Raw genomic sequence first — 17,231 nt, 5'->3', positions numbered from 1 at the left:
CGGCTTGTTGCAGCGGGCCGTTCGACGCAGTCGTTACGCCACGGTCAGGCGCACATCCACATTGCCGCGGGTGGCGTTGGAATACGGGCAAACCTGGTGGGCCTTCTGGACCAGCGCTTCGGCGTCGGCGCGGGCAAGGCCGGGCAGGGAAACGGCGAGGTCGATATCAAGGCCAAAGCCGCCTTCCGAGCGCGGGCCGATGCCGACGGTGGAGGTAACGGAGGCGTCCGCGGGCACCTTCACGCCGCCGCCCTGAGCTGCAACCGCCTTCATCGCGCCGATGAAACAGGCGGCATAGCCGGCCGCAAACAGCTGTTCGGGATTGTTGCCGGCGCCACCGCCGCCGCCGAGTTCCTTCGGGGTCGCAAGCTTGACGCTGAAGGCGCCGTCAGCCGTCGAGGCGGTGCCGTCGCGGCCGCCGGTGGCAGTTGCGGTGGTCTTGTAGAGGACTTTCACGGACATGTTGGTCTCCCTTGGGTTTGGTTTCGATGGTTATTATATTGCACACAATTAGATTGTGCACAATAGAAAAAATAAAGGGGTCCGCAATTTAATTGTATGCAATTGATTAGGCTCGTCCGCGGCCCTAAATGATCACGGGCGTCCCCACTTGGCGAGGTGCAAATGGCTAGGAAACCGGCGGTCGATCCGCTGCTGCTCGGCAATCAGATCTGTTTCGCGGTGTATTCCACGGCGCATGCCTTCAACCGCGTCTACAAGCCCTTGCTCGACAAGCTCGGGCTGACCTATCCGCAATATCTCGTGATGATGGTGCTGTGGGAGCGCGACGGCGTGCCCGTCAAGGATATCGGCGAGAAGCTGTTCCTCGATTCCGGCACGCTGACCCCGCTGCTGAAGCGGATGGAGGCCGCCGAATTGATCCGGCGCACACGCAGCACCGAGGACGAGCGCCAGGTCCTCATCGCACTGACGCCGAAAGGCCAGGCGCTGAGGGAAAAAGCCCGGGCGGTGCCGCAGGGTATTCTGGCAAGCTCGGCGTGCTCGGTGGGGGAACTGGTGGCGATGAAGAACGAACTGCTCGCGCTGCGCGACAAGCTGAATGCGGCGTTGGGGGAGTAGGGGGCGGCCGGTTAGAGACGCTTCTTGGCGAAGGCCCGGCCGGACGGAGACTTCAAATACTTTTCGAATGCAATGGCCTGCGCTTCGTTGCTGAACGCCACGTAAGTCTTGATTCGCCAAGGTCCGTATTTTGAAGTGTGTGGGACCCCGCCGGCATTGTGCTTTGCCAATCGGGCCCGCAGGTCGTCGGTAATGCCGACGTAGAAGTGTTCGGTATCAAGGCTTTCCAGAATGTAGACGTATTTCACTGGCTGTCCTTCGGATGGGACTTGCCCGGCCCGCCTTCGCCCTGCGGGCTACGGCGCGGCAGCCTTCGCTTGCTTCGCTACGAGAGGGCACGGCGTGGCTTGCCGAGCCGTAGCTTGCGAAGCAAGCGAAGGCTGGTGGAGCCAGGCGGGATCGAACCGCCGACCTCTTGCATGCCATGCAAGCGCTCTCCCAGCTGAGCTATGGCCCCTTAACCGATCCGCGCGCCTTGGGCGACGCGCAGGCATGACCCTGAACCACAGTTCAGGGCCGATCTCAAGTCTCTTCGTCGCCGCCGACGTCACCAATGATGTCGGTGACGTCCTCATCGCCTTCTTCCTCGTCAGGAATGAAGGTCGAATCGTCGTCTTCGTCACCCTCGATGGTCTCGTCGATTTCGATGTCGTCTTCCGATTCGGGAACGACGGCCTTGACCTTGCCGGTGTTCTCCTCTGCATCGGCTTCTTCGAGCGAGACCAATTCCTCGGCCTCGGCCGGTTCCGGCGCATCGGCGGCGGCGCTCGCTGCCGCGGCAGCGCGTGCAGCATCACCGCGGGCGGCCCGGGGCGGCGCAATCGGTGCAATCGGCACGACCTCACCGGTATAGGGCGAGATCACCGGACTCTTGTTCAAGTCATAGAACTTCTTACCCGTCGTCGGGCAAATGCGTTTGGTTCCGAGATCGGATTTGGCCACGTGTGGAGTCCTGGGAATTTCTGAAAAACGGTGCTTCACTTGGCTAGTTGCTAGGCCGCTGTCAATAGCGGTTTGCGCGCATGAGACGGCCGCGTGACGCGGTGTTGCCTATGTGATACCTGCCGCCCTGCGCGAGAGGACACAATCTTGACCCATTCAGACCGGCTTGCAGCCCACCCGACCCCGCTGGAATCCCGTTCCAGCGGTTCCCTGACCGGTAAAGTCCGGGTTCCCGGCGACAAGTCGATATCGCACCGGGCCCTGATCCTGGGGGCGCTTTCGGTCGGCCAGACCACGATTTCCGGCCTGCTTGAGGGCGAAGACGTGCTCAATACGGCGAAATCGATGCAGGCGCTGGGCGCCAAGGTCGAGCGAACAGGCCCGTTTGCCTGGCAGGTGAGGGGCGTCGGGGTGGCGGGCTTCGCCCAACCCGCAAGCCCGCTCGATTTCGGCAATTCCGGCACCGGTTGCCGGCTGGTCATGGGGGCGGTCGCCGGCTGCCCGATTTCGGCGGTCTTCGACGGCGACGCCTCGCTGCGCTCGCGGCCGATGCGGCGGATCCTTGATCCCCTGGAATTGATGGGCGCCAGGACCGGCGAGGCCAAGGAAGGCGGCCGCCTGCCGCTGACGCTGCATGGCGCCCGCGATCCCGTGCCGATCCTGTACCGGACGCCGGTGGCCTCCGCCCAGATCAAATCGGCGGTGCTGCTGGCGGGCCTCGCTGCGCCCGGCGTCACGACCGTGATCGAGCAGGAGGCGAGCCGCGACCATACGGAATTGATGCTGAAGCATTTTGGCGCGCAGATCGTCTCGACCAACGAAGGCAGCCATGGCCGCAAGATCGCGCTCACCGGCCAGCCTGAATTGCACGGCGCCGAGGTCGTAGTGCCCGCCGATCCCTCGTCTGCAGCGTTCCCGATCGTCGCGGCGCTGATCGTCGAGGGCTCCGACGTCGTCTTCTCCGACGTCATGACCAATCCGCTGCGAACCGGCCTGTTCACGACCTTGCGCGAGATGGGCGCCTCGATCGAGGAGAGCGACGTGCGCGGCGACGCCGGCGAGCCGATGGCCACCCTGCGCGTACGGGCATCAAAACTGCGCGGCGTCGAAGTGCCACCGGAGCGCGCGCCCTCGATGATCGACGAGTATCTGGTGCTCGCGGTGGCGGCCGCGTTTGCCGAAGGCACCACCATCATGCGCGGCCTGCAGGAGCTGCGCGTCAAGGAATCCGACCGGCTGGAGGCGACCGCCGACATGCTGCGCGTCAACGGCGTCAAGGTCGAGGTCGCGGGCGACGATCTGATCGTCGAAGGCCGTGGCCACGTGCCCGGCGGCGGCCTCGTCGCCACCCACATGGATCATCGCATCGCGATGTCGGCGCTGGTGATGGGGCTTGCCGCCGACAAGCCGGTCAAGATCGACGACACCAGCTTCATCGCCACCAGCTTTCCGGATTTCATTCCGATGATGCGCGGGCTCGGGGCGGAATTTTCATAAAGCGGAGCTTGCGCGGTCAGGACGGCGCAAGCCCCAGGCTGGTCACTGCCTCGAGCCAGATGGGCGCTTCTTCCTTGTACAGTTTCTGCGTCTCCTCGAAGGTCATCGCGGTGTCGTCGACGCCGAATGATTTCATCATCTGCAGCACTTTTTCAGTCTTGCCGCCCTCGACGAGGAGTTTTGACAGCTTCTGAACGATTTCCAGCGGCGTCCCTGTCGGCACGGCGCAGCACTGGAAGCCGGTCAGCTTGAAGATCGGCGATGTGGTGCCCTGCTCTGCAAAGGAAGGGACGTCCGGCAATGTCGACATGCGCTTGCGCGAGACCGCGACCGCACGGCCGCGGCCGCTCTGCAGCACGGACAACGCCGCGGAATAGCTGCCGTGGGCGCCATCGATGAATCCGCCGGCCAGATCGGTCCACATCGGCGCTTCGCCGCGATAGTGCACCGCTTCCATCTTGAGACCGTATTGCTTGTTCATTTCGGCGACCGCCATGTGCGCGTATGACCCTGCGCCATAGGTGCCGATGTTGATCTTCTCGGCCTTCTTCGCGTAGGCGACAAATTCGGCGAGAGTCTTGGCGCCCGTTTTCTCGCCGGCCACGAACGGCAGGCTGCCTGCCGGCATGATCGAGACGAGGGTGAAATCCTTGTCGGCGTCGTAAGCGATGTCCTTGATCAGAACGCGGTTCATGATCATCGTCGTCGAGATCGTGAACATCAGCGTGTAGCCGTCGGGCGCGGCGCGTTTGGCTTCAACCGCAGCGACCGATCCTGAGGCACCGGCCTTGTTTTCCACCACCACATTCTGGCCCGTGGTGGCCCGGATATATTCGCCATAGGTCCGCGCAAACAGATCAGTCTGACCTCCGGCGGGATAACCGGCGATGATCTTGATGGGCTTGGTCGGCCAGTCGGTCTGCGCGTGGGCCGAACTCCCGAGCAGCGGGATCGCCGAGGCTGCTGCGGCGCTGCCAATAAATTGACGTCGTGAAATGGTGCTCATCGTATCCCTCCGGCCGTTATCATTTTTTTGAATCGGGCGATTCGCAGACGCGAATGGAATGCCCGGCTGGTCTCAGGATAGAGACCGGCAGCGGCGGGGGCGAGGCACATTTGGACGCATCTGGCGCGCCTATGTCCGCATCGCGGAATTCAGGTTTCCTGGCGGTGAGGCCGCCGTTTCCCGGAGCGGTGGCCGGATAACGTCTAACGCATGGTCTTGACCATCCTGCCGCTCTGTCGCACATGGCGCTCATGATCATCGCCATCGACGGACCCGCCGCCTCGGGCAAGGGCACGCTGGGCAAGCGGCTCGCGCAGCACTACGGCTATCGCCACCTCGACACTGGCGTGATTTACCGCGCCGTGGCCAAAATGCTGCTGGACCAGGGTTTTGATCTCACCGATGAAGCCCGCGCCGTCGCCGCCGCGATGGCGCTCGATCCGGAAAACTTCGGCCATCCCGAACTGAAGTCGCAGCGGATCGGCGATGCCGCTTCGGTGGTGTCAGCCATTCCCACAGTGCGGGAAGCGCTGGTCAGTTTTCAGCGCCAGTTCGCGGCAGATCCGCCCGGCGCGGTGCTCGACGGGCGCGATATCGGCACCGTGATTTGCCCGAATGCGGAAGTGAAGATTTTCGTCGTCGCCGACCCGAAGGTGCGGGCCCACCGCCGCACGCTGGAAGCGCTCGCGCGGGGTGAAGCGGCGGATGAAGCGCTGGTGCTGGCCGATATTCTCAAGCGCGACGAGCGGGACCGCAATCGGGCGGCGGCGCCTCTGAAGGCGGCCCCCGATGCGCATGTCCTGGACAATTCCAATCTCGATATCGAAGGCGGCGTTCGCGCCGCGATCGCGATCGTCGAGGCTGTCCGCGCCAGGCGGTGAAGTCTCCGGTTCAGTTCTTCGAGCGGTCGCGGTCGAACGGCAATCGCTGTTCGGCCATCAGCACCGGCTTCGATTTGACCGCGGCAATCGCCTTGTCGGTCGCAAAATAGGCCGGCTTGCCGGCAACCGCCGTAGCGACGGTAAAGGCGGCGACGGCGGTCAGAGCGATCAGGCTCTTCATGGTGGCACTCCCCCTGTTTTTGAACCGTGCCATCGTTGGGGGCGGCACTTAAGGCCGGGTTCCATCTCGCCTGACACTGCGGGCCTTTTGCGTCATGCGGTGAACAAGGCGTTGAAAACATGGGCCCATGGCGAGCGTCCGTCAGCCCTAAAGCCCCGTAAATCGGGCATTTCCGCTTGCCGAAAAGACCCCTTGGGGCTATATCACCGGCCATCCGGGCCGCCATCGATGAGATCAGGGCTGTCCGAGCGGGCCGGCGTCGGGTTTGAACGCATTCAAACTAAACCGATGCCGTCATTGGAGGAAAGCCCGCTCCAGGTTCTTGAAGTCGATACGCTCGTTTCAGGCTCCGGATAAATCAACGTATCGAACGTGCAGGCATGCTGCCGGCCCGCTATTTGCGATTTCCCGCAAACGGCGGTCGTTAGGGTTTGCGGACCCCTGACACTTCACGCGCGATACGCCCCTTAACCCGACTGGCCGGCGATACCCGCATCTGGAGAACAAATGGCTTCGACTGCTGCTTCTTATAATCCTACCCGCGACGATTTCGCTGCGATGCTGGACGAGTCCTTCGCCGGCGGCAATTTGCAGGAAAGCTCCGTCATCAAGGGCAAGGTAGTTGCAATTGAAAAGGACATGGCCGTCATCGACGTCGGCCTGAAGACCGAAGGCCGCGTGGCGCTGCGTGAGTTCGCAGGACCCGGCCGCGACAGCGAACTCAAGGTTGGCGACGAAGTCGAGGTGTTCCTCGACCGGATCGAGAATGCGCTCGGCGAAGCCGTGCTGTCGCGCGACAAGGCGCGCCGCGAGGAGAGCTGGGGCAAGCTCGAGAAGGCCTTCAACAACAACGAGAAGGTTCACGGCGTCATCTTCAACCAGGTCAAGGGCGGCTTCACCGTCGATCTCGACGGCGCGGTGGCCTTCCTGCCGCGTTCGCAGGTCGATATCCGCCCGATCCGCGACGTCGCGCCGCTGATGAACAATTCGCAGCCGTTCCAGATCCTCAAGATGGATCGCCGCCGCGGCAACATCGTGGTGTCGCGCCGCACGGTTCTCGAAGAAACCCGCGCCGAGCAGCGCCAGGAGTTGGTGCAGAACCTCGAAGAGGGTCAGGTGATCGACGGCGTGGTCAAGAACATCACCGATTACGGTGCGTTCGTTGATCTCGGCGGCATCGACGGCCTCTTGCACGTCACCGATATCGCCTGGCGCCGGGTCAATCACCCGACCGAGGTGCTCACCATCGGCCAGACCGTCAAGGTCAAGATCATCAAGATCAACCACGAGACCCACCGTATCTCGCTCGGCATGAAGCAGCTGCTGGACGATCCGTGGCAGGGCATCGAGGCGAAGTATCCGCTGAACGCACGCTTTACCGGCCGCGTCACCAACATCACCGACTACGGCGCGTTCGTCGAACTGGAGCCGGGCATCGAAGGCCTGATCCACGTCTCGGAAATGTCGTGGACCAAGAAGAACATGCACCCCGGCAAGATCGTTTCGACCTCGCAGGAAGTCGAAGTGCAGGTTCTCGAAGTGGATTCGGTCAAGCGCCGCATCTCGCTCGGCCTCAAGCAGACCATGCGCAACCCCTGGGAGGTCTTCGTCGAGAAGTTCCCGGTCGGGGCGACCGTCGAAGGCGAGGTCAAGAACAAGACCGAGTTCGGTCTGTTCCTCGGTCTCGACGGCGACGTCGACGGCATGGTGCATCTCTCCGACCTCGACTGGAAGCTTCCGGGCGAGCAGGTGATCGACAACTTCAAGAAGGGCGACATGGTCAAGGCCGTGGTGCTCGACGTCGATGTCGAAAAGGAGCGCATCTCGCTCGGCGTCAAGCAGCTCGAAGGCGACCCCTTCGCGGAGCCTGGCGACGTCAAGAAGGGCGCGGTCGTGACCTGCGAAGTGCTCGAAGTGAAGGAAGCCGGCATCGAGGTGAAAATCTCGGGGACCGATTTCTCCACCTTCATCAAGCGGTCGGAACTGGCCCGTGATCGCAACGATCAGCGCGCCGAGCGTTTCGCCGTCGGCGAGAAGGTCGATGCCCGCGTGATCCAGTTCGACAAGAAGGCCCGCAAGGTGCAGGTCTCGATCAAGGCGCTGGAAGTTGCCGAAGAGAAGGAAGCCATCGCGCAGTACGGTTCCTCCGATTCGGGAGCGACGCTGGGCGACATTCTCGGCACCGCGCTCAAGAACCGCGACAAGTAAGCGCAGCTTCCCTGTTCGCAAAGACCAGGCCCCGGTTTCGACCGGGGCCTTTTTCATGGTTTGTCGTCCCGGCGAAGGCCGGGACCCATACTCCGTGACCTATCGTTGCGAAAGCTGGAGCGGTACCTGCTCCCACAATCAGCATCGGTGGGTTATGGGTCCCGGCCTTCGCCGGGACGACAAACGGGCCTTGTTTTCTTCATATTGCATCGCAATTGATGTAATTGGATAATGCGCTGGTGACGCTGCGAAGGCAAAACGCGCTGCCGACCTCAGGAGAATTTCGATGTCGCTCGATTCGGACGTGATCGTCGATCGCCGCAGGATACGCCGCAAGCTGACCTTCTGGCGCCTGGTGGCGGCCGTGGTCGTTCTTGCCGCGGTCGTTGTCGTCGGTGTGCTCGCGACACCCGCCGGCCGCTCGTCGCTGTCGGTGTCCGGCTCGATTGCCCGCGTCAATATCGAAGGCCTCATTCGCAGCGATCAGCAACGCGTCGAGGCGCTGGAGCGGCTGGAGAAGTCGTCGGCCGCCGCCGTCATCGTGCACATCAATTCGCCGGGTGGCACCACCGCCGGCTCCGAGCAGCTCTACGATGCGCTGATGCGGCTGAAGGCCAAGAAGCCGCTGGTCGTGGTGGTCGAGGGGCTGGCCGCCTCGGGCGGTTACATCGGGGCGCTTGCGGCCGATCATATCATCGCCCAGCAGAGCTCATTGGTCGGCTCGATCGGCGTGCTGTTTCAGTTTCCGAATTTCACCGAGTTGATGAAGACCGTCGGCGTCAAGGTCGAGGAAGTGAAATCCTCGCCGCTGAAGGCGGCGCCGAACGGCTTTGAGCCAACCAGCCCGGAGGCGCGGGCGGCGCTCGACGCGCTGGTCAAGGACTCTTACGCCTGGTTCCGCGGCCTCGTGAAGACGCGACGCGGCATGGACGAGGCGCTGCTCGACAAAGTCGCGGACGGACGCGTGTTCACCGGCCGCCAGGCGGTCGAACTGAAGCTGGTCGATCAGCTCGGCGACGAGAAAACCGCGGTGGCATGGCTGGTCGCCGAGAAGAAGATCAAGAGCGATCTGCCGGTGCGCGATTTCAAGCTGACCCCGCGGTTCGGCGACATGACTTTCCTGCGCGCAGTCGCTTCGGTCAGCTTCGATGCGCTCGGCCTGAGCGCGATCGCGCGTCAGATCGAGCAGGCCGGCGTCACAGGAGCCGTCGACCAGCTGGCACTGGACGGTATGCTGGCACTGTGGCGGCCCGCGGCCTCCAATTGACCGCGCAGGCGAGGTTTGGCGCGGTCCTCCCGCATTGCGGGTGTTGCGACAACCCCTTTCCGGGCCATTTGTCACGTCATTTCGCGTGGCCCAAAATTGATTTAGCGTCTTGACAGTTCAAGGCATTTTCACGGAAATGGAAGTCCGCACGACAGTGGACCCCAGTCTCGATGATCAAATCCGAACTTGTTCAGCGCATCGCCGAGCACAACCCGCATCTTTATCAGCGGGATGTGGAGAACATTGTGAACGCGATTCTCGATGAGATCGTCGCTGCCCTGGCGCGCGGCGACCGTGTCGAGCTCCGCGGTTTCGGCGCTTTCTCGGTCAAGCATCGTCCAGCCCGCGCAGGGCGCAATCCACGCACCGGCGCGCATGTGCCGGTCGATCAGAAGAGCGTCCCGTTTTTCAAGACGGGCAAGGAAATGCGTGAGCGGCTGAACCGCGAGGGCGGTTCGCCCGAGGCCGGCGCGTAACCATAGCGTTTTCAAGCGAAGTGGGCCCGGTTCGCGTGAAGAGAACGCGTCAAATAAAAGACTCCACCGGGTTCTGAAGATCGGGTGCGGTGTTGCGGGACACGTGCTCGCCGATGGTCAGCTGCTTCAAGAGTCCGCACTGCGAGAGATGGTCATGCGAAAATTCTTCTCGGCGCTGGTCGTCATTCCCTTAGGCGTCATCTTCATCTTCTTTGCGGTCGCCAACCGTCATTCGGTGACGGTGTCGTTCGATCCGTTCGATTCCGTCAATCCGTCGGTAGCGGTGTCGATGCCGCTGTTCGTCGTGATTATTGCGGTCGCGATTTTGGGGGTCGCGGCGGGCGGCTCGGCGACCTGGTTCCGCCAGCGCCGCTGGCGCCGCGCCGCACGCCAGCACGAGGCCGAGGCCCGGCGGGCGCGGTCGGAAATAGCCGATCTGCGCGCCGCGGCGGCGGTCTCCCGGGGCGGCGTGCCGCAGCTTGCAGCACCGGCGCCGCGCGGCTTTTACGGGGCCGCCGGGCGAGACAAGCAGGGCGCGACGTTGTAGAACCCGCCCAAACAGCTCCGTTCCAACCCGCACTTCACGGCTTGAAAGCCGCGCCCGAGAGACCATGTCCCTGCTCGTCAAAATTTGCGGCCTGTCCACGCGCGAGACGCTCGACGTCGCGCTGGGGGCTGGCGCCGATATGGTCGGGTTCGTGTTCTTCCCCCCGTCGCCGCGGCATGTCGGCCTCGAGACCGCGCGCGAGCTCGGCAAGCAAGCCAAGGGCCGCGCCGTCAAGGTGGCGCTCACGGTCGATGCCGACGACGCGACGCTCGAGAATATCGTCGAGACCCTGCGGCCGGACATCCTGCAACTACATGGCAAGGAAACCACCGCGCGGCTGCGCGACATCAAGGCGAAATTCGGTCTGCCGCTGATGAAGGCGCTGCCGGTCGAGACCGCGGCCGATCTCGTGCCGCTTGCGGGCTATGCTGCGGTCGCCGACCGCATCCTGTTCGACGCCCGTGCACCAAAAGAGGCCACCCGCCCGGGCGGGTTAGGGGCCGTGTTCGACTGGCGCCTGCTTGAGAAGCTCGACCTCGAACTGCCGTTCATGGTTTCGGGCGGGCTCAACGCCTCCAACCTCGCCGAGGCCGTTCGCGTCACCCGTGCGGGCGGCGTCGATGTGTCCTCGGGCGTCGAGCGTTCGCCCGGCGTCAAGGATCCCGACATGATCCGCGATTTTATCCGCGCCGCGCGCGCCACCGAAGAATTGATGGTCCGATGAATCCAGGTCAGCCGAACTCCTTGCCAAACTCCTTCCGCACCGGCCCCGACGAGCGCGGGCATTTTGGTAATTTCGGTGGCCGCTTCGTCGCCGAAACGCTGATGCCGCTGATCCTGGATCTGGAGAAGGCCTACGTCGCGGCCAAGGCCGATCCGTCGTTCGCTGCGGAAATGAAGGGCTTTCTCAAGCACTATGTCGGACGGCCGTCGCCGCTGTACTTCGCCGAGCGCCTGACCGAGCATCTCGGCGGCGCAAAAGTCTATTTCAAGCGCGAGGAGCTCAACCACACCGGCTCGCACAAGGTCAACAATGTGCTCGGCCAGATCATGGTCGCGCGCCGGATGGGCAAGAAGCGCATCATCGCCGAAACCGGCGCCGGCCAGCACGGCGTCGCCACCGCGACGCTGTGCGCGCGGTTCGGACTGGAATGCATCGTCTATATGGGCGCGGTCGACGTCGCGCGTCAGGCGCCCAACGTGTTCCGCATGGAAATGCTGGGCGCCAAGGTGATCCCGGTTCAATCAGGGACCCGCACGCTCAAGGACGCGATGAACGAGGCGCTGCGCGACTGGGTCACCAACGTGCACAACACCTTCTACTGCATCGGCACGATCGCGGGGCCGCATCCCTATCCGATGATGGTGCGCGACTTCCAGTGCGTGATCGGTGACGAGACCCGCGAGCAGATGCAGGAGGCCGAGGGGCGCTTGCCGGATTCGCTGGTCGCCTGCATCGGCGGCGGCTCCAATGCGATGGGGCTGTTTCATCCCTTCCTCGACGATCCCTCGGTCGAGATTTTCGGTGTCGAGGCGGCGGGCCATGGCCTGACCCAGCTGCATGCGGCCTCGATCGCCGGCGGCCGGGCCGGCGTCCTGCATGGCAACCGCACCTATTTGTTGATGGACGATGACGGCCAGATCCAGGACGCGCATTCGATCTCGGCGGGACTGGATTATCCCGGCATCGGGCCGGAGCATTCCTGGCTCTATGAAAACGGCCGGGTCACCTATCTGAGCGCCACCGACGACGAGGCGCTCGCCGCGTTCCAATTGCTGTCGCGGCTGGAAGGCATCATCCCGGCGCTGGAATCGGCACACGCCATCGCCAAGGTTGTGGAACTCGCGCCGAAGCGGCCCAGGGATCATCTGATGGTCGTCAACCTCTCGGGCCGTGGCGACAAGGACATCCCGCAGGTCGCCGAAATCTTGAAGGGTGAGAAGAAGTGAGTACCCGTATCGACGCGCGCTTCGCCGAACTCGCCAAGCAGGGCCGCTCGGCTTTCGTCACCTTCCTGATGGCTGGCGATCCCGATCCGAAAACCTCGCTCGACATCCTCAAGGCGCTGCCGAAGGCCGGCGCCGACATGATCGAGATCGGCATGCCCTTTACCGATCCGATGGCCGACGGGCCGTCGATTCAGGCGGCGGGCCTGCGCGCCCTGAAAGCCGGCATGACCCTGAAAAAGACGCTGGAGATGGTGCGCGGCTTCCGCAAGGACGACGACACCACGCCGCTGGTGCTGATGGGCTATTACAATCCGATCTACATTTACGGCGTCGACAAGTTCCTTGTCGACGCGAAGACCGCCGGCGTCGATGGATTGATTATCGTCGATCTGCCGCCCGAAGAGGACGACGAGCTGTGCCTGCCGGCGATGAAGGCCGGGCTCAATTTCATTCGCCTGGCGACGCCGACCACCGACGACAAGCGCCTGCCGGCGGTGCTCGCGAACACGTCGGGTTTTGTCTATTACGTCGCGATCACCGGCATCACCGGCAGCGCCAGCGCCGATTCCCACGTGGTCGGTGAAGCCGTCGCCCGAATCAAACGGCATACCAAGCTGCCGGTCTGCGTCGGCTTCGGTATCAGGACGCCGGCTGCCGCGCGCGCGATCGCCGAGAACGCCAATGGCGCCGTGGTCGGCACCGCCCTGGTCGATGCCCTGCGCGGCAGCCTTGACGCCGAGGGGCGCGCCACCGCCAGGACCGTACCCGCCGTGGCCGACCTCGTTGCCGCCCTGGCGCAGGGCGTTAGGGGCGCCAAGCAGGCCGCAGAATAGGCCATTTTGGCGTAGAATGAGGCGCTACCAGCGGCTTGCCGGGTCCGGCCCGGGCCGCCATATAGTCAACGTAGCGTTTTCGAGCGAAGTGGATACCGGTTCGCGTGAAGAAAACGCGTCAATATAAGAGCGCGATGCGTCCAATCGCATTTCGGAGCGAAACATGAATTGGCTCACCAACGTCGTCCGGCCGAAGATCCGCAGCATCCTGCGCCGCGAGACGCCGGAGAATCTGTGGATCAAGTGCCCGGATTCCGGGCAGCTCGTGTTCTACAAGGACGTCGAGGCCAACCAGTTCGTGATTCCCGGTTCGAACTATCACATGCGCATGGGCGCGGTGGCGCGGCTGAAGTCGATCTTCGACAACGAGACCTGGTACGATATCGCGCTGCCTGACGTGACCGCCGATCCGCTGAAGTTTCGCGATGAGCGCAAATATGCCGACCGCATCAAGGATGCCCGCGCCAAGACCGGATTGAACGACGCCATCAAGGTTGGCTATGGCAAGCTCGAAGGCGCCGGCGTCGTCGTGGCCGTGCAGGATTTCGATTTCATGGGCGGTTCGCTCGGCATGGCCGCGGGTGAAGCGATCGTGCGTGGGCTCGAGCTCGCGGTCGAAAAGAAATCGCCGTTCATCGTGTTCGCAGCCTCAGGCGGTGCGCGAATGCAGGAAGGCATTTTGTCGCTCATGCAGATGCCGCGAACGACGGTCGGCGTGCAGATGCTGCGCGAAGCAAAACTGCCCTACATCGTCGTGCTGACCAATCCGACCACCGGCGGCGTCACGGCATCCTACGCCATGCTGGGCGACGTGCAGATCGCCGAGCCCGGTGCGCTGATCGGATTCGCCGGCGCGCGCGTCATCGAACAGACCATTCGCGAGAAACTGCCGGAAGGTTTCCAGCGCGCCGAATATCTGCGCGACCACGGCATGGTCGACATGGTGGTGCACCGCCACGAAATGCGTCCCACCCTGGCGCGGCTGTGCCGGCTGCTGACGAAGTCGCCGGCGCCGGAGGTTGCGTCGAAAGCCGTGCTGCAGGTCACCGACCCGGCCCAGATCGTCTCGGCGCCGGAAGCGGTGCCGGCCGCACCGCACGCGTGAACTCACCCGCCGCCAGACCGCAGCCCTCGCTCGACGAATTGATCGCGCGGCTGTCGGCGCTCCATCCCAGTCGCATCGATCTCAGCCTCGATCGCATGCAGGCCCTGCTGGCGCGGCTCGATCACCCTGAAAGCAAGCTGCCGCCGGTGATCCATGTCGCCGGGACCAACGGCAAGGGTTCCACGATCGCCTATCTGCGCGCGATCCTGGAAGCAGCTAGCCTGCGCGTTCACGTCTATACCTCGCCCTATCTGGTGCGGCTCAACGAATGTTTTCGTCTTGGCCGCAGTGGTGGCGGCGTGCTGGTCGATGACGATGAATTGTGCGCCGCGCTCGGGCATTGCGAGCGCGCCAACAATGGCGATCCGATCACGATTTTCGAGATCGAAACCGCGGCGGCGTTTTGTCTGTTTGCACAGCATCCGGCCGATGTCGTGCTGCTGGAAGTCGGCCTCGGCGGACGGCTGGACGCCACCAATGTGATCGATGCACCGATTGCGAGCGTGATTGCGCCGGTCAGCATGGATCATACGGAATTCCTCGGCAATTCGCTGACCGAGATCGCCGGTGAGAAAGCCGCCATCATCAAGCGCAATGCGCCGGTGGTTTGTGCCGAGCAGGCGCCGGAAGCGATTGATGTGATCGAGGCGCAGGCGCGCCGCATGCGCGCGCCGCTGCATGCGGCCGGCCAGCAATGGCATGTCAGCGTCGAGCGCGGCAGGCTGGTCTATCAGGACGATCGCGGCCTGATGGATCTGGCGGCGCCAAAACTGTTCGGCCGGCATCAGTTCGACAATGCCGGGCTCGCGATCGCGACCTTGCGTGCGCTCGACACCTTCAAGATCGGCATGCCCCATTTCGAGGCCGGCATCGTCAACGCCGAATGGCCGGCGCGGATGCAGCGCCTGGTTTCGGGCGCGCTGGTCGAGCAGGGCCCACAGGGCTGCGAGATCTGGCTCGATGGCGGACACAATGCCGAAGGCGGGCGTGTTGCTGCGGCTGCATTAGGTGACCTCGAAGAGCGGGTGTCTCGGCCGCTGGTCGTCATCGTTGGCATGATGGCGAACAAGGATGCGGGCGCGTTCCTCGCCAATTTCGCCGGGCTGACGCGCCATATCATGGCGGTGCCAATTCCCGGGCGCGACAATGCGAGCTCGATGGCGGCGTCGATGCCGCCGGACCGGCTGGCGGATGCCGCCCGCGCGCTGGGCATGCGCGTGGAGAACGCCGCCAGCGTCGAAGCCGCGCTTCAAACACTGTCGCGTCTGGCTTACGAAGTGCCGCCGCGCATCCTGATCACAGGATCGCTATACCTCGCGGGCCATGTGCTGGCCGCCAATGGCACGCCGCCTGCATAACACCCTCGTGTCCCGGACGCGGTGCAGCGCCCTTCACGCTGCGATAGTAATTGGAATGAATAATGCGCTTTGCCGCGATTGCTGATGTGCACGGAAATTATCTCGCGCTGGAAGCTGTCATCGCCGACATCCGCGCGCAGGGCATCAAAGAGATCGTCAATCTCGGCGACATGGCGAGCGGACCGCTCGATGCGCGGCGTACCATGGATGCCCTGATGGCGCTCGATGCCGTACACGTGCTCGGCAACCACGACCGCTATCTGATCGACCGGCCGCCGGAGAAGATGGGTTCCTGGGACCGGCCGGCGCATGCGCAACTCGACAAGACCCATTTCGACTGGCTGCGCGCGCTGCCGCCGACGCGCGTCTATCGCGACCTTGTGTTTCTCTGCCACGCGACACCCGCGCATGACGAAGTCTATTGGCTGGACACGGTGATATCAGACGGCACCGTTTGCATGGCCTCGCTCGATGCGATCGAGAAGGAAGCCGAAGGGATCACGCAGCCGCTGATCCTCTGCGCCCATACCCATGTCGCGCGCACGGTGCGGCTTCGCGACGGCCGCAGAATCGTCAACCCCGGCAGCGTCGGCTCGCCCGGCTATCGCGACACCCATCCGTTTGCGCATGTGATCGAAGCCGGCACGCCGGATGCGCGCTACGCGATCCTCGAACTGATTGACGGATCGTGGCGCGTGACGTTTCGCCACGTGCCCTACGACCATGAGGCGATGGCGGCCCTGGCGCGGCAGAACGGCCAGCTTGAGCTGGCCTCTGCGCTGGCGACGGGTTGGATCGGGTAAGAGCGATGTCCGACTACGACGAGGCGTATCGTCGTGTGCGGGCCGATGGTCATTCGGGTTGGGCAGGAAGCCGGCATCACCAGAACGTCGCTCGGATGACTGCAACGCTTGATCGGCTGGAACACGAGACCTTTCCGCGGCCGCCCGCAAGAGTGCTCGAACTCGGATGCGGCAATGGCATGTCGTCATCGCTATGGATGGCCCGCAAGGCTTACGAGGTGTACGGCATCGATATTTCCGATATCGCTGTCGCCTGGGCCAGGGAACTGTTCGATGCATGCGGTCTTTCCGGCTCCTTCCGGCAAGGCAGCGTTTGCGAGATGACGTTCTTTCCCGAAAGGTCCTTTGACATCGCGGTCGACGGCAGCTGTCTGCATTGCCTGATCGGAAGCGACAGAGCCCGGTGCCTTCGGGAGGTTCGCCGCATTCTTCGGCCCGGCGGCGTTTTCGTCGTCAGCAGCATGTGCGGTTTGCCGAAGTCCGATGAGGCCAAGGCTCGCTTTGACCCGCTAACCGGTCATTTGTTGGAGAATGGCCGGCCCTACCGGACGCTGAGGCTCCTGCCGGATCTCGTGCAGGAGTTGGAGGACGCGGGCTTCGGCGTGCAGAACACGCAGGTCGGTGTCAATCCATGGTGGGATCATGCCACCATGGTCTGTCGGATCAGGGATGGCTCAACGCAAACGGCCGGCTAATCGCCGGCCGCTCAACAAATCAGATAGCGAAAAACCTCAGACCGCCGCAGTGATCCACTGCTGCAGCTTCGCCTTCGGCGCGGCGCCGACCTGGCGGGAGGCCATCTCGCCGCCCTTGAAGATCATCAGGGTCGGGATCGACATCACGCCGTATTTCGAGGCCGTCTTCGGGCTCTCGTCGACGTTCAGCTTCACGATCTTGACCTTGTCGCCCATCGCGCCGGAAATCTCGTCGAGCGCCGGGGCGATCATGCGGCAGGGGCCGCACCATTCGGCCCAGAAATCCACGACCACCGGCCCGGTCGCGTTGAGCACTTCGGCTTCGAAATCGGCGTCAGAAACCTTGCCAACGGCCATGGGAATACCTCGTTCGGTTGAAAACAGCGCGCGGATGAGAATCGC

20 protein-coding genes and 1 tRNA gene are annotated in these 17,231 nt (G+C 63.5%); 14 read left to right on the top strand and 7 right to left on the bottom strand.

Annotation, left to right across the window (positions count from 1 at the left end; translation table 11 throughout):
* Positions 1–33: 33 nt before the first annotated feature.
* Positions 34–462: an organic hydroperoxide resistance protein gene (locus tag JQ629_RS15700; RefSeq protein WP_212264080.1), complete on the bottom strand. Its 429-nt coding sequence runs from the start codon at positions 460–462 to the stop codon at positions 34–36.
* A 162-nt stretch (positions 463–624) separates the two neighbouring features.
* Here JQ629_RS15700 and JQ629_RS15695 point away from each other — a divergent pair, with 162 nt between their 5' ends.
* Entirely contained in the window at positions 625–1,080 is a 456-nt protein-coding gene (locus JQ629_RS15695) for a MarR family winged helix-turn-helix transcriptional regulator (protein WP_212032002.1), read from the top strand.
* An 11-nt stretch (positions 1,081–1,091) separates the two neighbouring features.
* Here the strand turns inward: JQ629_RS15695 and JQ629_RS15690 are convergent, their stop codons facing one another.
* From JQ629_RS15690 to JQ629_RS15680, 3 genes are all read right to left on the bottom strand, one after another.
* Complete coding sequence (locus JQ629_RS15690) at positions 1,092–1,328, bottom strand: GIY-YIG nuclease family protein (protein WP_212413448.1); 237 nt, start codon at positions 1,326–1,328, stop codon at positions 1,092–1,094.
* 133 nt (positions 1,329–1,461) lie between these two features.
* A tRNA-Ala gene (locus tag JQ629_RS15685) sits at positions 1,462–1,537 on the bottom strand.
* A 65-nt stretch (positions 1,538–1,602) separates the two neighbouring features.
* Positions 1,603–2,022, bottom strand: coding sequence for a TIGR02300 family protein (locus tag JQ629_RS15680; protein ID WP_192736224.1), 420 nt, complete (start codon positions 2,020–2,022; stop codon positions 1,603–1,605).
* Between the two features lie 147 nt (positions 2,023–2,169).
* Here JQ629_RS15680 and aroA point away from each other — a divergent pair, with 147 nt between their 5' ends.
* A complete protein-coding gene (gene aroA / locus JQ629_RS15675; protein ID WP_212413447.1) occupies positions 2,170–3,519 on the top strand; it encodes a 3-phosphoshikimate 1-carboxyvinyltransferase in 1,350 nt (449 codons plus the stop codon).
* Between the two features lie 16 nt (positions 3,520–3,535).
* Here the strand turns inward: aroA and JQ629_RS15670 are convergent, their stop codons facing one another.
* The gene (locus JQ629_RS15670) at positions 3,536–4,525 is read right to left on the bottom strand and encodes a Bug family tripartite tricarboxylate transporter substrate binding protein (protein WP_212413446.1); all 990 of its coding nucleotides are present in this window, start codon (positions 4,523–4,525) and stop codon (positions 3,536–3,538) included.
* 251 nt (positions 4,526–4,776) lie between these two features.
* Here JQ629_RS15670 and cmk point away from each other — a divergent pair, with 251 nt between their 5' ends.
* Positions 4,777–5,406 (top strand): (d)CMP kinase, encoded by a 630-nt coding sequence (cmk, locus tag JQ629_RS15665; RefSeq protein ID WP_212264076.1) that lies wholly within the window; start codon positions 4,777–4,779, stop codon positions 5,404–5,406.
* A 10-nt stretch (positions 5,407–5,416) separates the two neighbouring features.
* Here cmk and JQ629_RS15660 read toward each other — a convergent pair whose 3' ends face one another.
* Positions 5,417–5,587 carry a hypothetical protein gene (locus tag JQ629_RS15660; protein ID WP_212413445.1) on the bottom strand — a complete coding sequence of 57 codons (171 nt, stop codon included), beginning with the start codon at positions 5,585–5,587 and terminating at the stop codon, positions 5,417–5,419.
* A 507-nt stretch (positions 5,588–6,094) separates the two neighbouring features.
* Here JQ629_RS15660 and rpsA point away from each other — a divergent pair.
* The 11 genes from rpsA to JQ629_RS15605 all read left to right on the top strand — a co-directional run bounded on the left by rpsA (position 6,095) and on the right by JQ629_RS15605 (position 16,829).
* Positions 6,095–7,795 carry a 30S ribosomal protein S1 gene (gene rpsA, locus JQ629_RS15655; RefSeq protein WP_192736228.1) on the top strand — a complete coding sequence of 567 codons (1,701 nt, stop codon included), beginning with the start codon at positions 6,095–6,097 and terminating at the stop codon, positions 7,793–7,795.
* A gap of 286 nt (positions 7,796–8,081) precedes the next feature.
* Positions 8,082–9,062, top strand: coding sequence for a signal peptide peptidase SppA (sppA, locus tag JQ629_RS15650; RefSeq protein WP_212413444.1), 981 nt, complete (start codon positions 8,082–8,084; stop codon positions 9,060–9,062).
* A gap of 170 nt (positions 9,063–9,232) precedes the next feature.
* The gene (locus JQ629_RS15645) at positions 9,233–9,538 is read left to right on the top strand and encodes an integration host factor subunit beta (RefSeq protein ID WP_192736230.1); all 306 of its coding nucleotides are present in this window, start codon (positions 9,233–9,235) and stop codon (positions 9,536–9,538) included.
* 154 nt (positions 9,539–9,692) lie between these two features.
* A complete protein-coding gene (locus JQ629_RS15640; protein ID WP_212264073.1) occupies positions 9,693–10,085 on the top strand; it encodes a lipopolysaccharide assembly protein LapA domain-containing protein in 393 nt (130 codons plus the stop codon).
* A gap of 64 nt (positions 10,086–10,149) precedes the next feature.
* Positions 10,150–10,809, top strand: coding sequence for a phosphoribosylanthranilate isomerase (locus JQ629_RS15635; protein ID WP_212264072.1), 660 nt, complete (start codon positions 10,150–10,152; stop codon positions 10,807–10,809).
* Positions 10,806–12,035: a tryptophan synthase subunit beta gene (gene trpB, locus JQ629_RS15630; protein WP_212386295.1), complete on the top strand. Its 1,230-nt coding sequence runs from the start codon at positions 10,806–10,808 to the stop codon at positions 12,033–12,035. Before JQ629_RS15635 ends, trpB begins: the two co-directional genes overlap by 4 nt.
* The gene (gene trpA, locus JQ629_RS15625) at positions 12,032–12,868 is read left to right on the top strand and encodes a tryptophan synthase subunit alpha (RefSeq protein ID WP_212413443.1); all 837 of its coding nucleotides are present in this window, start codon (positions 12,032–12,034) and stop codon (positions 12,866–12,868) included. The genes trpB and trpA overlap by 4 nt, the downstream gene beginning before the upstream one ends.
* Before the next feature lie 163 nt (positions 12,869–13,031).
* Complete coding sequence (gene accD, locus JQ629_RS15620) at positions 13,032–13,973, top strand: acetyl-CoA carboxylase, carboxyltransferase subunit beta (RefSeq protein ID WP_212264070.1); 942 nt, start codon at positions 13,032–13,034, stop codon at positions 13,971–13,973.
* Entirely contained in the window at positions 13,970–15,331 is a 1,362-nt protein-coding gene (locus JQ629_RS15615) for a bifunctional folylpolyglutamate synthase/dihydrofolate synthase (protein ID WP_212413442.1), read from the top strand. Before accD ends, JQ629_RS15615 begins: the two co-directional genes overlap by 4 nt.
* 62 nt (positions 15,332–15,393) lie before the next feature.
* Complete coding sequence (locus JQ629_RS15610; RefSeq protein WP_212413441.1) at positions 15,394–16,134, top strand: metallophosphoesterase family protein; 741 nt, start codon at positions 15,394–15,396, stop codon at positions 16,132–16,134.
* Between the two features lie 5 nt (positions 16,135–16,139).
* Entirely contained in the window at positions 16,140–16,829 is a 690-nt protein-coding gene (locus JQ629_RS15605; RefSeq protein WP_212413440.1) for a class I SAM-dependent methyltransferase, read from the top strand.
* 36 nt (positions 16,830–16,865) lie between these two features.
* On the opposite strand, the gene trxA is transcribed toward JQ629_RS15605, so the two are convergent.
* Entirely contained in the window at positions 16,866–17,186 is a 321-nt protein-coding gene (trxA, locus tag JQ629_RS15600; protein ID WP_192736238.1) for a thioredoxin, read from the bottom strand.
* Positions 17,187–17,231: the final 45 nt, after the last annotated feature.

This window comes from Bradyrhizobium sp. AUGA SZCCT0222 (genome assembly GCF_018130205.1).
Lineage (GTDB): Bacteria > Pseudomonadota > Alphaproteobacteria > Rhizobiales > Xanthobacteraceae > Bradyrhizobium.
This window is presented reverse-complemented; position numbering and strand designations above follow the sequence as displayed.